Raw genomic sequence first — 15,672 nt, forward strand, 5'->3', positions numbered from 1 at the left:
CTGCAGGAGCCGGGGCCGCCGGCTGCGCCGCGGTAGCAGGGCGGGCCCCCGCCGGTGCGGCCGCGCCGTCACCTTGTTGCGCGTCGGGCTTGTAGTCGGCCAGGAACTCATGCCAGCTCGGATCCACAGAGGAGGGATCCTCGCGGAATTTGCGGTACATCTCCTCGACTAGCCACTCGTTCTGACCGAAGGGTGAACTGATACCGCTCACGACAGCTTCTCGCCTCGATTCCTGGTCGTTTGGCGTGGCACTTGCGCCCGCACCCGCCTGCCTCATAAAGGCTAGCCCCTCGGAGATATTCCGCCAGGCTCGCGGCCGATTGTCCGCCGGCCGCGATCCCGCCGACGGTTATGCGGAGTGGGCTGGAGAGCCTGGGCCGTCGTGCAGGGTCGGCACCAGGTGCAAGTTCACCGGCCAGCGGCGGGCGGGGTCGCCGAACGCCTTGCGGGCATTGCTGATGATCTTCTTGCCCATCAGCCGGTTGCCGATGGCGCCGATCACAGCTCCCAGGCCGACCGGCAACAGCTTGCCGAACGCGAGCGCCCCGCGGCGCAGGGTGAAGCGCTTGACGAAGTACCGCAGCAGACGGGAGTTCAACTCCTTGACCGCCGGCAGCGGCAGCGCGGCGACACCGGCAGATCCTTCGGCGAGCCACGCGCCGCTGGTGCGGCCCGGACCCAGCAGGTCGGCGAGCGCGCCCTTGCCCTGGTCGCCCACCAGCACCGCCAGCACCAGCGCGCGGCGCCGATCGCGGTTGTCCACGGGAATGCCGTGTACCTCCGCGACGGACAGCACGAAGAACGCGGTGGCCTCCAGGAAGACCGCGGTCTCCCCGGCAACCGCCGACAGCGCCATCAGGGTGCCGATCGCCGGCACGGCCGCGGTGGCGCCCACCGCGGCGCCGCTGGCTGTTGCCGCCGCCAGAAAGCGCTTCTCCAGCTTGGCGATCACCTGGGCCGGGTCGGCATCGGGATCAGTTCTCCGTAGGCGCTCCACGTAGGCCCGCACCGCCGGACCCTGCACCCGCTCGCTGCGCTCGATGACCCGCGCCAGCACCCGCGCCGCCATGGTCGGCTTCTCCTCGCCGAAGGTCGGCGCCGGTACTTGCGCCGGCCGTCGCCGTCGAAAGATGCCCATGGTTGCCTCCCGTTCGGACTCGGTGGAGTTCAGGCTAACGCGCTGCCGTTTGTTTACCCGTTTCAACGGACGCGATCGTCACCCGCAGCGAACAGCGCCGTGGCGATCCGAGTTGTTCCCGTCATTATCTGTCCGTAGCGTCGCAGTGAGGTGGGTTGATGCCCCGAACGGCACCGCGCAGCGACGGGAGGGCGGCGCTTGAGCAGCACGTATGACGACCCGGTACGCGCGATCGCGCGTACCGGTCCGGCGCGCGCGGCTGACCCGGTAAATCCGTGGAATGCCCTGTGGGCGATGATGCTCGGCTTCTTTGTGATCTTGGTGGATTCCACGATCGTGGCCGTCGCCAACCCGAGCATCATGTCGGCGCTCGACATCGGCTACGACACCGTGATCTGGGTCACCAGTGCCTACCTGCTGGGCTACGCGGTACCGCTGCTGGTCGCCGGTCGTCTCGGCGACCAGTTCGGGCCCAAGAACCTGTACCTGATCGGGCTGGCGGTGTTCACCGCAGCGTCGCTGTGGTGCGGACTTGCCGGGAGCATTGAGATGCTGATCGCCGCCCGGGCGGTCCAGGGTGTCGGCGCCGCTCTGTTGACCCCGCAGACCTTGTCGGTGATCACCCGGACGTTCCCTCCGGACCGCCGCGGCGCGGCCATGAGCGTGTGGGGGGCGACCGCCGGGGTTGCCACCCTGATCGGACCGCTGGCCGGCGGCGTGCTGGTCGACCGGCTGGGCTGGGAGTGGATCTTCTTCGTCAACGTCCCGATCGGCGCCATCGGCCTGGTGCTGGCCATCGTGCTGATTCCCGACCTGCCGGTGCACCGGCACCGCTTCGACGTCCTCGGCGTGGCGCTGTCGGGGGCCGGAATGTTCCTGCTGGTCTTCGCCCTGCAGGAAGGCGAGTCGCAGGGGTGGGCGCCCTGGATCTGGGCGCAGATCTTCGGCGGCGTCTGCTGCATGGTGGCTTTCGTCTATTGGCAGGCCGTCACCGACGGCGAGCCGTTGGTGCCCCTGCACATCTTCCGTGACCTTGACTTCGGGCTGGCCAACATCGGCGTGGCGGTCGTCGGCTTCGCGGTCACCGGGATGGTGCTGCCGGTGATGTTCTACGCGCAGGCGGTGTGCGAGATGTCACCCACCCGTTCTGCGCTGCTGACCGCCCCGATGGCGATCGCCAGCGGCGTGCTGGCACCCATTGTGGGAAAGATCGTCGACCGCGCTCATCCCCGGGCGGTGGTCGGTTTCGGCTTCTCGGTACTGGCGATCGGGCTCACCTGGCTGTCCATCGAGATGACCCCGGTGACCCCCATCTGGCGGCTGGTGCTGCCGTTTGCGGTGATCGGGGTTGGCATGGCGTTCATCTGGTCGCCGCTGGCGGCCACCGCCACCCGCAACCTTCCGCCGCATCTGGCCGGTGCCGGGTCCGGGGTCTACAACGCGACGCGCCAGGTCGGGGCGGTGTTGGGCAGCGCCGGTATGGCCGCGTTCATGACGTCGAGGATCGCCGCCGATCTGCCGCCGATGCCAGGCGGTCGGCCCCCCGAGCGTGCTTCCGCGGTCTTGCAGCTGCCCGAGTTCCTTCACGAGCCGTTCGCCTTGGCCATGTCGGAGGCGACGCTGCTGCCGGCGTTCGTGGCGCTCTTCGGTGTGGTGGCCGCGCTCTTCATGGTCGGCTATGTCATCGACCCGGCCCGCCGCAGCGACCGTGGCACCGGTGCTGACTATTTCGACGACCTCGACGACTTCGACGAGCCGGACGACTTCGAGGCCCTCGATGACCGCGACGAGGATCCCGGTAACACCAGAGCGCCCGAACGCGTCAGCCTGCCGCGACACTTCCACGCCCCGAAGGCCGAACCCGAGGTCGTCGAACGCACCGAGCCGATCCCGGTTGTCGCGCCGAAGCCCCCCCGAGCCCGTAGTCCGCAGGACCCCGCCACCGAGCCGCTCACCGTCGAGATTCCGCGGGCACCGACGTTGATTGCCGCGGCCGAACCGGCGCCACTGCACCACAACGGCGTTGACGTCGATGCGGGTCGCCATCTGCGCACGCTCCCCAACGGGAGTGCGGTACCTGACGTGCTGGCCAAGTTCGGGATCACCGGCAACAATCCGACCCGCCGAAATCGGCACTATCGGGAGGACCCCGACGACACCGACGCCTTCGGGCGCCATTCACGGCGCGACAGTCGGTTCTAGGGGACGCGGCCGGTCACCGGGTGGTGTTGCCGACGATCTCCACCGCGTTGCCGTTCCAGTGGAATTTCACGATCCCGGCCAACCCCGGTATGCCGCTGGCGTTTCGCAGCGCAACCGTGTCGCCGGTGGACTGCGCCACGTCGATACCGCTGAATCCGTAAGTGTCTGGCACGGCTTGGGGAAGGAATTCGCCGCGGTGAAACAGCACCGCACGGGTACTGGGGTGTTCGGCGTTGGTGTTGGCCTTGACGATCACCGCAGAGATGTCGGCACAGGTGTTGTAGTTGCCGGCCAGCGGCTCCGGACTCCACGGCTGCTTGCTGCGCGGGTCGTGGGGCAGCTCGGAGACGGCCTTGGCGATCGCCGGCGCGGCCAGATTGACCGCGCACGGGTCGGCGGGGGCCGGGCTGCCCGATGTTGCGGACGCGGTGGTGGGGGGCGCTTCCGGCGGCGCGGCGGCCGGGATGGTGTTCTCCGGGGTCTTGGCGACGGTGGAGTCGCCCGAACCGCAACCGGCCAGCAGAGCTGCGGCCAGTGCGGATATCACGGCCAACGGTTTGGCGGCACCCAACACACCGGGCACCGTACCGGCCGGGCGCGGGGAACCGGGGGAGGCGCGGCCGAGCACCGATGTCGGTAGCCCTGCGCCGGCGAGCAACAGTGGCAGTAGCTGGGCCGCTTTGCCCGTAGACTGCTAAGCGCTATGACCTCGCCTGATGCCCCCGCTGAGCCCTTCCCAGATACCACCGGGTCCCTTTCGGACCCACCTGCTGGTTATCTTCCCGACCCACCCGCCCCGACCTTCGCCGACCTGCAGATCCACCCCTCGGTTCTGAAAGCTGTCGTCGACGTCGGCTATGAAACGCCCTCGGCGATTCAGGCCGCCACCATCCCGGCCCTGCTGGAGGGTTCCGACGTGGTCGGGCTGGCCCAGACCGGTACCGGCAAGACCGCCGCGTTCGCCATCCCGATCCTGTCGCGCATCGACACCACCAGCAAAGCCACCCAGGCGCTGGTGCTCGCGCCCACTCGCGAGTTGGCTCTGCAGGTCGCCGAGGCATTCGGGCGCTACGGTGCGCATCTGCCAAGGATCAATGTGCTGCCGATCTACGGTGGCGCCTCCTACACCGTGCAGCTGTCCGGGCTGAAGCGCGGCGCGCAGGTCGTGGTCGGCACTCCGGGCCGGGTCATCGACCATCTGGAACGCGGCAGCCTGGACTTGTCGCACCTGGACTACCTGGTGCTCGACGAGGCCGACGAGATGCTGCAGATGGGATTCGCCGAGGACGTCGAGCGCATCCTGGCCGACACTCCCGAGCACAAGCAGGTGGCCCTGTTCTCGGCGACCATGCCGTCGGCTATTCGCCGCATCACCAACCGCTACCTGCACGACCCCGTCGAAGTCACCGTCAAGGCGAAAACCACCACGGCGGAGAACATCTCCCAGCGCTACATCGAGGTCGCCGGGCCACGCAAGATGGACGCCCTGACTCGGGTGCTCGAAGTCGAGCCCTTCGAAGCGATGATCGTCTTCGTCCGCACCAAACAGGCCACCGAGGAGGTTGCCGAAAAGCTGCGCGCCCGAGGGTTTTCCGCGGCGGCCATCAACGGTGACATCGCGCAGGCGCAACGCGAGCGGACCATCGCCGCGCTCAAGAGCGGCAACCTCGACATCCTGGTCGCCACCGATGTCGCCGCCCGCGGACTGGACGTGGAGCGCATCTCGCACGTCGTCAACTACGACATTCCCAACGACCCCGAGGCCTATGTGCACCGGATCGGGCGCACCGGACGAGCCGGGCGTTCGGGAAGCGCGCTGCTATTCGTCAACCCGCGGGAACGCCACCTGCTCCGGCTGATCGAGAAGGTCACGCGGCAGAAGCTGGTCGAGGCGGAGCTGCCCAGCGTCGACGACGTCAACGCCCAGCGGGTCGCCAAGTTCGCCGACGCGATCACCAACCATCTCGGAGCGTCGGGCATCGAGTTGTTCCGTCGACTGGTCGAGGACTACAGCCGCGAGCACAACGTGCCGATGGCCGACATTGCCGCCGCGCTGGCGCTGCAGTCCCGTGACGGCGAGGCGTTCCTGATGGTCGAGCCGCCGCCGGACAAGCGACGCGAACGCATCAAGCCGGATCGCGACGACCGCAGAGGCGACCGCAAGGGCCCGCCGAAAGACGGATTCGCCACCTATCGGATCTCGGTCGGCAAGCGCCACAAGGTCAACCCGGGTGCGATTGTCGGGGCACTGGCCAACGAGGGTGGCCTGAATCGCAGCGATTTCGGCAGCATCAGCATCAAGGTGGACCACTCGCTGGTCGAGCTGCCCGCCAAATTGTCCGGCAAGACCCTCAAGGCGTTGGAGCAGACCCGGATTCAGGGCCAGCTAATCAACCTGCGTCGCGAACGGCCCTCTGGTAAACCCGATCGCCGCGGCGAGGGCGGGTACCGGAAACGGACCGAATGACCCTGCCGCGCGACGACGTCGCCCAGGGCGGGCTCGAGCAGGTCGCTGGAGTGGATCGGGTCGCGTCGCTGACCGGCGTGCGTGCGGTCGCCGCGATCCTGGTGGTCGGAACACATGCGGCCTACACCACCGGCAAGTACACCCACGGCTACGCCGGGTTGCTGGGTTCCCGGATGGAGATCGGGGTGCCGATCTTCTTCGTGCTCTCCGGTTTTCTGCTGTTCCAGCCGTGGGTGCGAGCCACCGCATTGGGGCAGCCGGACCCATCGGTGCGCCGGTACGCCTGGCACCGGGTGCGGCGCATCATGCCCGCCTATGTCGTGACGGTGCTACTGGCTTACGTGATCTATCACTACCGCACCGCCGGCCCGAACCCCGGCCACAGCCCGATCGGGTTGCTGCGGAACCTGACACTGACCCAGATCTACACCGACAACTACATGTTCGGCTATCTGCACCAGGGTCTCACCCAGATGTGGAGCCTCGCAGTCGAAGTCGCCTTCTACGTGCTGCTGCCGCTGCTCGCCTACGCGGCGTTGGTCTGGCTGTGCCGCCGACAGTGGCGGCCGGGGATGCTGCTGGCCGGGCTGGCTGCGGCGGCGGCGATCACGCCGGCCTGGTTGACGCTCGTACACACGACCGATTTCCTGCCCGACGGCGCCCGGCTGTGGCTGCCGGGCTATCTGGCCTGGTTCGTCGCCGGGATGATGCTCACGGTGCTGCGGGCGATGGGTGTGCGCTGTTACGGCTTCGTGGCGATTCCGTTGGCGCTCATCTGTTATCTCATCGCTTCCACACCGATCGCGGGGGAGCCGACCACATCACCGGCCAAACTGTCCGAGGCCTTGGTCAAGGCCGGGTTCTACGCGGTGATCGCCGCGTTGCTGGTGGCGCCGCTGGCGTTGGGCAATCGCGGTTGGTACGCGCGGCTGTTGGCGAGCCGACCGATGGTGTGGCTGGGGGAGATCTCCTATGAGATCTTCCTGGTTCACCTGGTGCTGATGGAGGTGGTGATGGTCGAGGTGCTGCGCACTCCGGTCTACACCGGCTCGATGCTGGCGCTGTTCGTGCTCACCATGCTGGTCACGGTGCCGGTGTCGTGGCTGCTGCACCGTTTCACCCGGGTGCGGGCCTGAGCCGTGTTCCGGGCCGGATCGGTGGGCACGTGCCCGGCCGGACTATTGGCACAGTTGCCCGGCTTTGAGCGACAAATCGCGGGGGACTCGTCCACGCACGCGCAGTTGTCGCTCAGAGGCGGGCCATCCTCCTATTCCCCCGAGCCGACCCGCGCCGACCTGAGCCGCCCCGGCGAGACCACAACCGGTACCACGAACTGTGTCAGCATTTCCCGCTCGTCGTCGGCGTCACGACCGGGGAAGCTCAGCATCGAGGTGACCACGCGCACCACCCATCGGGCACGGTGCGCAACTGCGTCGTTGTCCTCGGCGCCCAATGCGGACAGAAACGACGCCACCATCACGGTGATGACATCGGACTGCGCGGCCATCGCGGCACCGATCGGCGGTCCGGTCTCGGCGAACCATGACGCCAGCGCGGGGTTGCCGCGCACCAGCGCCAGGGATTCGGTGATCCCGGCGACCAGCCGGTCCGCCGGGTCGTCGATGCCGGCCAGCCGTCGCGTCAACTCGTGATAGAGCGCATTGGCCCAGCGGTGCGCGTAGGCGGTGTGCAGCGCGTCGCGGCTCTCGAAGTACCGATACAGCGTGGCGCGGGAGCAGCCTGCGGCGCGGGCGATCTCATTCATGCCCACCGAGGCGGGGTCCTGTTCGGCGAACAGCTTTTCCGCCGCGTCGAGAATCTTCTCGGTGGCCAGCTCGCCACGCTGATCGGACAGCCAGGACCGGCCGGCCATCACGATCCTGCGGTGAAGGGAACCGACAGTGGACGTCGCACGTAGCTGCCGCCGGACCACACGATCCCGGCTTCGTCGATCGTGTAGTTCGGGCAGCGGGCCATCAGTTCCTCCAACGCCACCCGCGCCTGCATCCGGGCCGCCTGGTTGCCGATGCAGTGGTGGGCGCCGTAGCTGAAGGTGAGGATCTGGTGGGGCTTGCGCCGCACGTCGAGTTCGCCGGCGTCCGGCCCGAACTGTCGTTCGTCGCGGTTGCCCGAGCCGTAGAGCAGCAACACCTTACGGCCCGCCGGAATGGTGGTGTCGCCGACGAGGGCGTCCCGGGTGGTGGTGCGTGCCAGTCCCTGCACGGGCGAGGTCAGCCGCAGCAACTCCTCGACGGCGTCGCGGATCAGCTCGGGGTTCTCCACCAGCAGCTGACGCTGATCCGGGTGCTGCTGCAGCAGTTGCACTGAGCCGCCGAGCATTCCAGTCGTCGTATCGTTGCCGCCGGTGACCATGGTGAAGGTGAAAGCCAGCACCGACAGCAGTCCCTTGATGTCGCCGTCGGCGCCCAACCCGGCAGCCACCAGATGCGAGACCGTGTCGTCTTCGGGCTCGGTGCGGCGGCGTTCGATGAGCGCGCCGAAGTAGGCCATCATCTCTCCGACCGCGTCCCCGGCCGAGGCGACCCCGTCTTCGCTGACGGTGGCCGCGACCACCGCGTCGGTCCAGCGGTCGAACTGGCTGCGGTCCTCCTCCGGTACACCGAGGTAGTGCGCGACCACCATCGACGGCAGCGGTTTGAACAGCTCGCCGACGATGTCCCCGGTGCCGCCGTTGGCCCGCAGTCGCTCGATGCGTTCGACGACGAACTCGCGGACCTTGGGCTCCAGCAACTCCACCTGCCGCGGCATGAAGCCACGGGCCACCAGCTTGCGAAACTCGGTGTGCACCGGCGGATCCTGCATCACCATCGGCGGGTTGTCGGCCAGGCCGATCAGTTCCAGCTCGCGGTAGTTGACGGTCAGCCCCTGGGCGGACGAGAACGTCTCATGGTCGGCGGCGGCGGCCCAGATGTCGGCATGACGGGACAGCACGTAGTAGTCCTGGTCGGGTGCGTCCGGCGGGACCACCCGGTGGACCGGGTCGTGGTCGCGCAATGCGGCGTACATCGGCCAGGGATTGGGCCAGGTGTCGGCGTTGCCGAGCTCAAACTTCGGATGAGACATCGTGGTCGTCATATCTCATTGATACGACAGCGGCATGCGCGTGTCAATGGCCAGGTGCGTTCAGATGCCCGAACCCGGATTCAGGATGTTCAGCGGGTCGAGTGCGGCCTTGACGCGCTGGTTCAGTGCCATCACGTCGGGACCCAGCTGCTCGCCCAGCCACGGTCGCTTCAACCGCCCCACGCCGTGCTCGCCGGTGATAGTGCCGCCCAGCGTCAAGGCCAGCTCCATGATCTCGCCGTAGGCAAGCTCGGCACGACGCACCTGATCGGGGTCGCGCGGGTCGTGCACGATCAGCGGGTGCGTGTTGCCGTCGCCGGCATGCGCGATCACCGAGATCAGCAACCGGCGCTCCGCGGCGATCTTCTCGATACCGGTGATCAGCTCCGCCAACCGCGGCACCGGCACCCCGACGTCCTCCAACAGCAACGGCCCCTTCGCCTCGACCGCCGGAATGCAGAACCGCCGGGCCGCGACGAAGCCTTCGGCTTCGACCGGGTCATCGGTGGAGAACACCTCCTTGGCGTGGTGCGCGTTGAACACCTGGGCCATCAACTCGACATCCTCGGCGCCCGCGTGACCGCGCTCGTCGGAGGCCGCCACCAGCATGGCCGCTGCCTCGCGGTCCAGGCCCATGCGCAGCTGGTCTTCTACGGCGTTGATCGCCGCCGAGTCCATGAACTCCAGCATCGAAGGGCGCAGCCGCCCGGACACGTCGAGCACCGCCTCGGCAGCGGCGGTCACCGAGGCGAAAGTGGCCACCACCACAGCCGATTTCGACTGAGCGGGCAACAGTCGCAGGGTCACCTCGGTGACCACCCCGAGGGTGCCCTCGCTGCCGACGAACAGCTTGGTCAGCGAGAGTCCGGCGACGTCTTTGAGGCGGGGTCCGCCCAGGCGCACCGCGGTGCCGTCGGCCAACACCACCTGCAGGCCCAGTACATAGTCGGTGGTCACGCCGTACTTGACGCAGCACAGCCCGCCGGCGTTGGTGGCGATGTTGCCACCGATGCTGCAGATCTCGAACGACGACGGATCCGGCGGGTACCACAGTCCGTAGGCGGCGACGGCCTTCTTCACCTCGGCGTTGAACAGGCCCGGCTGGCACACCGCGGTACGGGTGACGGGGTCGACGGTGATGTCGCGCATCTTCTCGGTACACAGCACGATCCCGCCGTCGATCGCGGTGGCGCCGCCGGACAGGCCGGTGCCCGCGCCGCGAGTCACCACCGGCACCCGGTGAGCGGTAGCCCATCGCATGACCGTCTGCACTTCTTGGGTGCGCAGCGGGCGCACCACTGCCAAGGGCTGGCCCGCCATCGGGTCCAGCGCTTTGTCCTGGCGATAGCCGGCGGTGATCGTCGGGTCGGTGACCACCATGCCGTCGGGGAGTTCGGTTGTCAGCTGGGTCAGCGCCTCGGCGATCACCCAGGTGATCCTAGCCGCGGCATCTGGCGGGACGCCCCCGCGCAGGAGCGGCCAGCCGCGGTCAGCTGGTGACCAGTCCGCCCAGGGTGCCGATGAGCCCCAGCGCCGGATCCAGCAGGTATGCCTGGACGCCGGTCACGTCGAACAGCAGTTGGACGGCTTCGCCGATCGGGCCGGCGATCGCGGTGAAAGCGGTGAAGGGGTTGATGTAGTCGTTGAGCCAGGAGACCACCTGCGCGTAGGGAGCGCCGATCTCGTCGGCCGACCAGGCGCGAGCGTCGTCGAAGAGTCCCATCAGCTCGGCGTAGCCGGGCAGGTCCAGGCCGATGAGATTCAGTGCGTTGTCGGCGCCCTGCACGCTCGCCTGCGCGAACTGGAGCGCGAAGGTCACCGGGTCGAGTGTCGGGATCAGCTGTGCCGGCGTCGGCTCTCCGAAAGGCACGGATCTGTCGTATCCGGCTTCGACGATCACCCGCAGCGCCGGTTGCACGACGTCGAGCCACGACTCGGGCACTCCCAAGGTGCGCAGCGGACTCAGCAGCGGCAATTCGGCGGTTGGGATGAAGTAGAAGGTGGTGTCGCCGGTGATCTGCTTGACGATCTCGGTGGAGCCCAGCACGTACTCGTCGACAAACGGGCCTGTCATGGGCTCCGACGGGGGCCACACCGCGGGAACCAACTGCGGCAGAGGCCCACCGCCGTAACCCCCGTGGGTGTAGATGAATCCGAGCAAGGCGTTGAAGTCGGCCACCAGGTTGATGGGAAATTGCGGGAAGTCCGAATTCGCGTCGTACTGCGCGGTGACGTCGATGGTGGCGATTCCGCCGTTGGTCGGCTCGGCCCCGTTGAAGTCCAGACCGGGCATCCCCGGGATCACCAACCCCTCGAACCGCTCCAGGAAGCCCCCGTTGGGGCGGTTGCCCGAGCCGAGCAGGAAAAAGGTGACATCGGGGGCGGGTTGCCCCGACTGCATCAGGTTGATCTTTTCCAGGACCGCGATCTGGGCGCTCTGCGAATACCCCGACACCAGGTAGGGCCGGCCGTCGGGCTGTTGAGCCATCGCAGCCTGAAGGTTCGCCAGACCGGTGGGAATCGACGTGCTGGCACCCGATGCCGGATAGGGGACCGTCACCGGGGTGTAGGTGCCCCCGGTTGCGGGATCGATGTAGTCGCTGACGATCGCTTCTTGCCAGCGCTGACTGGGAGTCGGCATGAAGGTGCCGCCCATGACCAACGCCGTCAGCGCATCCTCAGGGCTGTCGGCGTGGGCCGGTGCCACCGGCCCGGCGAACAGGAGCAACGTGGCGCTCAGCACTGTCGGCACAAGCCGCTCGGAAAGTCGGCGCAAGCCCATGGTCAGCCCTTCTCCGCCTCAAGGTCGGTCAACTATGTCTGAGAAACTCTCAGAAAACAAGGCTGCCTTCCCGCCCCGCCCCGTCGGCATGCAGAGTGAGGCAATGCTGAAGCACCCCCGCACCGGTCAGCCGTTCGACTCGCCGGTGCCGCCCGGGGCAGGCTGGCCCGGCGATCCGGCAACCCCGGAAACGCCACCGGCTGCCGATGCCGCACAGGTGGTGCGGCTGGCCGACCAAGTCGAGTCGATCGACGAACTCGACGCGCTGATCAGCGTCTGCCGGGCCTGCCCCCGACTGGTGACTTGGCGTGAGCAGGTGGCCGTGGTCAAGCGAAAGTCCTTTGCCGACCAGCCGTATTGGGGGCGACCGGTGCCCGGCTGGGGCTCCTCGAAACCCAAGATCGTGATCGTCGGATTGGCGCCTGCTGCCAATGGCGCCAACCGCACCGGCCGCATGTTCACCGGCGACCGGTCTGGCGACCAGCTGTATGCGGCGCTGCACCGAGCCGGTCTGGTCAACCAGCCCACCAGCGTCGACGCTGCGGATGGGTTGCACGCCAACGGCATCCGGATCATCGCGCCGGTGCGCTGTGCCCCACCGGACAACGCCCCGACCACCGTCGAGCGCAACACGTGCGCGCCGTGGATCGACACGGAGTGGCAGTTGATCGCGCCCCACGTGCGGGTGTTGATCGCGCTAGGTGGATTCGCCTGGCAGGTCGCACTACGGGTTGCCGCCGACCCGGTGCCCAAACCCAAGCCGAAGTTCGCCCACGGCGCGCTCGCCCAGCTCGGTCCGGCATTGCGGCTGCTGGGCTGTTATCACCCCAGTCAACAGAACATGTTCACCGGACGGTTGACCCCGGCGATGCTGGACGACATCTTCGCGCAAGCGTCGGTGTTGGCGGGACTATCCGGCTGAGTTCCGGTGTTGCTCAGTAGCGTGCGTCTTTCCGTTCTTGATCTCGTCCCCGTCCGCACCGACCAGTCCACCGCCGATGCGCTGGCGGCGACGGTACGCCTGGCCCAGACCGCCGACCGCCTCGGATTCACCAGATACTGGGTGGCCGAGCATCACAACATGCCCTCGGTGGGCGCTACCAGCCCGCCGGTACTGCTGGCCTACCTCGCCGCGCAGACGGCGCGGGTGCGGCTCGGCTCCGGTGGGGTGATGCTGCCCAACCACGCCCCGCTGGCCGTTGCCGAACAGTTCGCCCTGCTGGAGGCCGCAGCGCCCGGCCGGATCGACCTGGGGATCGGGCGGGCCCCCGGATCGGACCCGGTCACGTCGGTCATGCTGCGCTCCGGCCGGGGCGACGAGGACATCGCGAACTTCCCCGACTATCTCGACCATGTCCGGGCGATGATGAGCAGCCGCGGCGTGCAGGTCCAGTTGCGTGACGGCGACTACCTGCTCAAGGCCACCCCGGCCGCGGTCGGCGAACCGCGGCTGTGGCTGCTGGGGTCGAGCATGTATTCGGCGCGGCTGGCCGCGGCCAAGGGCCTGCCGTACGTGTTCGCCCACCATTTCTCCGGCCAGGGCACCGCGGAGGCGCTGGCCTACTATCGGCAGAATTTCACGCCCAGCGAAGTGTGTTCCGCACCGACGACGTTTCTCACCGTCAACGCGTCTGTTGCCGAAACCCGTGACGAGGCAACGGCGTTAATGCTGCCCAACCTGCAGATGATGGCTCGGTTGCGGACCGGGCGACCGCTGGGCGCGGTTGATCTGGTCGAGGACGCGCAGGCGGCGGCGGTCTCCGACTCCGAGCAACGCATCATTGACAGCGGGTTGCGGCGCGCGGTCGTGGGCACCCCGGCCGAAGCGGCCGAGCAGCTCAGCGCGCTCGCCGAACAGTTCGCCGTCGATGAGGTGATGGTCAATCCGGTCGCCTCGGCGTATCGCGGCACCGACCCGGCCACGGCACCCGGCCGCGAACGCACCTGCGAACTGCTGGCCAAAGAGCTGCTCTAAGGCCTAGCGGCTGATGATGGTGGCGCCGTAGCCGCTGGGCCGGTAGTCGATGTAGACCGGGTTCACCGAGAAGGGGTAGTAGCCGCTGTTGGCCGCCCCGCCCGACGTCACATAGGGACCGTTGTTGGTGGTGGTGTAGGAGTACAGCAGGGTGCTGCCGTCGGCGTTGTACACCGAGATTACCGTGCCGGCGGGCACCTGCGAGCCGACCCCGAGTTGCGGGAACAGCGATTGCGGGATGCTGCCGTACATGCCGCCGGAGTCGATCGAGGTCGTGACGGCCACCGGGGGAGCGCCGTTGATGGAGATCATCGTGTCCACGTAGGGCGATCCGGAGACGGAGGTCTCGGGGTCCAGCGGGTTCGGTCCGAAAATCACTTGGCCGGTCTGCTCGTCGATGAGCACGCCCTGGTTGAGCGCACCGGGCAGCGCTGAGATGATCGTCGACGTGCCGGCATAGCCGTTGTTGGGACCGATGCCCAGGACTCCGACGATGCCGTATTGGTTGAAGTACTGCGTCATCAGTGCATTCGACGCTGGACTGACCACGTTGACGCCGGTGGGGTCGGTGACGATCTCTCCCGAGCAGGCCACTTTGTCGCAGAAACCCACCGTGGTGCTGTAGGTCTGGTAGGCGTAACTGTTGTTGCCCAGTCCGGCGTAGCTGGCGCTGCCCGTCAGCAGCACGCTGCCGAGGCTGCCGGGGTTGCCGACTGCACTGTTCAGAATCGTCAGGCCGGTGGAGCCGGTGTCGATCTGCACCGGCACCGGCGGACCGCCGTTGATCGAGATATAGACGATCGGGCTGATGCCGCCGCTCTGCAGGTACAGCGGAATGGTGACGTTGACCGGTCCGTCGGGGCCACCCCGCTCGCCGGAGGGCAGACCACCGGAACCGGTACCGCCGTCACCCCCGGCGCCGTTGGCGCCGTGGTTGCCGACCGACCCACCGCTACCGCCGTCGCCGCCGTCGCCACCGTCACCACCGCGGGCACCCGTTCCGCCGGCGGCCACCGAGCCCGCACGTCCGCCGTCGCCGCCGTCACCGGCCGCTCCGCCGTGGACGTTCGTTCCGGTCAAGGTGGTATCGCCGCCGTCACCACCGTTACCGCCGTGGCCCCCCGCGCCGGCATTGCCGCCGCTGCCCGCGTGCGCACCCACACCTGCGGCGCCGCCTGCACCGGCGTTCCCTCCGGCGCCGCCGTTGCCGCCGTTGCCACCGCTGGAGCCCTGCGCGTAGTAGCTGCCGAGGGCGTCGCCGCCGTTGGCGCCTGCGCCGCCCACACCGCCGTTGCCGCCGGTGCCGCCGTTGAAGCCGGTGTCCCCGATGCCACCGGCCCCGCCGGATCCCGCGGTGCCGCCCTTGCCGCCGGCCCCGCCGATCCCGACCGGAGCCTTGTTGATCCCCGGCTGCGCGTAAAGCCCGGAGCCGGGCGATCCGCCGTTGCCGGCCGCACCACCATTGCCGCCGTTGCCACCGGTTCCGCCGGCGCTGTCATCGCCGGCCCCGCCGGTGCCGCCGCCACCACCGGTACCGCCGTTGGCTCCGGCGCCGCCGTTGCCGTTGGTGCCGAACCTGCCGTGTTCACCGATGGCGGGGTTACCGGCGTAAGCCGAACCGCCCGCACCGCCGGAGCCGCCGGCGCCGCCGTTGCCGCCGGTGAAGCCGGTGCCGCCGCCGAGCGCACCGGTGTCGCCGAGCCCGCCGTTGCCGCCCACGCCGCCGGCTCCGCCGTCGCCGCCGCTGCCGTACTGCACGTTGTTCGCCACGTCGAGGGTGGCGATGCCGTTGCCGCCGCCGTTGCCCCCGGTTCCGCCCGCGCCGCCGGCGCCGCCATTGCCGGTGCCAGCACCATGGGCGGTGACGCTGCTGCCGCCCGCCCCGCCGGCCCCACCCTTGCCGCCGTTGCCGCCACTGCCGGGCAGGGTGGCGCTGGGGGGCAGTTGGCTCTGGTCCACGCCGCGACCGCCGTTGCCGGCGTTGCCGCCGGCCCCGCCCTTGCCGCCGTTGCCGTCGCCGAGTG

13 protein-coding genes are annotated in these 15,672 nt (G+C 68.5%); 5 read left to right on the plus strand and 8 right to left on the minus strand.

Annotated features, from left to right (window positions below; translation table 11 throughout):
• Both EJK91_RS20000 and EJK91_RS20005 read right to left on the minus strand, forming a co-directional pair.
• A partial coding sequence (locus tag EJK91_RS20000; RefSeq protein ID WP_164518038.1) for a 2-oxoglutarate dehydrogenase E1 subunit family protein occupies window positions 1–211 on the minus strand: 211 nt, incomplete at its 3' end.
• Between the two features lie 138 nt (window positions 212–349).
• Window positions 350–1,138: a hypothetical protein gene (locus EJK91_RS20005; protein WP_125079778.1), complete on the minus strand. Its 789-nt coding sequence runs from the start codon at window positions 1,136–1,138 to the stop codon at window positions 350–352.
• Between the two features lie 294 nt (window positions 1,139–1,432).
• On the opposite strand from EJK91_RS20005, the gene EJK91_RS20010 reads away from it, so the two are divergent.
• Window positions 1,433–3,340, plus strand: a complete 1,908-nt coding sequence (locus EJK91_RS20010) for an MFS transporter (RefSeq protein ID WP_125079783.1) — start codon at window positions 1,433–1,435, stop codon at window positions 3,338–3,340.
• 13 nt (window positions 3,341–3,353) lie between these two features.
• Here the strand turns inward: EJK91_RS20010 and EJK91_RS20015 are convergent, their stop codons facing one another.
• A complete protein-coding gene (locus tag EJK91_RS20015; RefSeq protein WP_046301381.1) occupies window positions 3,354–3,923 on the minus strand; it encodes an LppP/LprE family lipoprotein in 570 nt (189 codons plus the stop codon).
• A 120-nt stretch (window positions 3,924–4,043) separates the two neighbouring features.
• On the opposite strand from EJK91_RS20015, the gene EJK91_RS20020 reads away from it, so the two are divergent.
• Together EJK91_RS20020 and EJK91_RS20025 are read left to right on the plus strand one after the other, a co-directional pair.
• Window positions 4,044–5,807, plus strand: coding sequence for a DEAD/DEAH box helicase (locus tag EJK91_RS20020; protein ID WP_024443886.1), 1,764 nt, complete (start codon window positions 4,044–4,046; stop codon window positions 5,805–5,807).
• Window positions 5,804–6,943 (plus strand): acyltransferase family protein, encoded by a 1,140-nt coding sequence (locus EJK91_RS20025; RefSeq protein WP_125079779.1) that lies wholly within the window; start codon window positions 5,804–5,806, stop codon window positions 6,941–6,943. The genes EJK91_RS20020 and EJK91_RS20025 overlap by 4 nt, the downstream gene beginning before the upstream one ends.
• 131 nt (window positions 6,944–7,074) lie before the next feature.
• Here the strand turns inward: EJK91_RS20025 and EJK91_RS20030 are convergent, their stop codons facing one another.
• The 4 genes from EJK91_RS20030 to EJK91_RS20045 all read right to left on the minus strand — a co-directional run bounded on the left by EJK91_RS20030 (window position 7,075) and on the right by EJK91_RS20045 (window position 11,643).
• Complete coding sequence (locus EJK91_RS20030) at window positions 7,075–7,680, minus strand: TetR/AcrR family transcriptional regulator (protein WP_125079780.1); 606 nt, start codon at window positions 7,678–7,680, stop codon at window positions 7,075–7,077.
• On the minus strand, window positions 7,680–8,903 hold the full coding sequence (locus EJK91_RS20035; RefSeq protein ID WP_164518039.1) for a cytochrome P450: 1,224 nt from the start codon (window positions 8,901–8,903) through the stop codon (window positions 7,680–7,682). The genes EJK91_RS20030 and EJK91_RS20035 overlap by 1 nt, the downstream gene beginning before the upstream one ends.
• Before the next feature lie 48 nt (window positions 8,904–8,951).
• Window positions 8,952–10,271: an FAD-binding oxidoreductase gene (locus tag EJK91_RS20040; RefSeq protein ID WP_125079785.1), complete on the minus strand. Its 1,320-nt coding sequence runs from the start codon at window positions 10,269–10,271 to the stop codon at window positions 8,952–8,954.
• Between the two features lie 109 nt (window positions 10,272–10,380).
• Window positions 10,381–11,643, minus strand: coding sequence for a PE-PPE domain-containing protein (locus EJK91_RS20045; RefSeq protein ID WP_164518040.1), 1,263 nt, complete (start codon window positions 11,641–11,643; stop codon window positions 10,381–10,383).
• 118 nt (window positions 11,644–11,761) lie between these two features.
• Between EJK91_RS20045 and EJK91_RS20050 the strand changes: the two genes are divergently transcribed.
• Together EJK91_RS20050 and EJK91_RS20055 are read left to right on the plus strand one after the other, a co-directional pair.
• Entirely contained in the window at window positions 11,762–12,595 is an 834-nt protein-coding gene (locus tag EJK91_RS20050) for a uracil-DNA glycosylase (RefSeq protein WP_046301373.1), read from the plus strand.
• Between the two features lie 21 nt (window positions 12,596–12,616).
• The gene (locus tag EJK91_RS20055; RefSeq protein WP_024443893.1) at window positions 12,617–13,648 is read left to right on the plus strand and encodes an LLM class flavin-dependent oxidoreductase; all 1,032 of its coding nucleotides are present in this window, start codon (window positions 12,617–12,619) and stop codon (window positions 13,646–13,648) included.
• Between the two features lie 3 nt (window positions 13,649–13,651).
• On the opposite strand, the gene EJK91_RS23050 is transcribed toward EJK91_RS20055, so the two are convergent.
• A partial coding sequence (locus EJK91_RS23050) for a PecA family PE domain-processing aspartic protease (RefSeq protein ID WP_164518041.1) occupies window positions 13,652–15,672 on the minus strand: 2,021 nt, incomplete at its 5' end.

The sequence above is a fragment of the Mycobacterium sp. P7213 genome (genome assembly GCF_900604305.1).
Lineage (GTDB): Bacteria > Actinomycetota > Actinomycetes > Mycobacteriales > Mycobacteriaceae > Mycobacterium.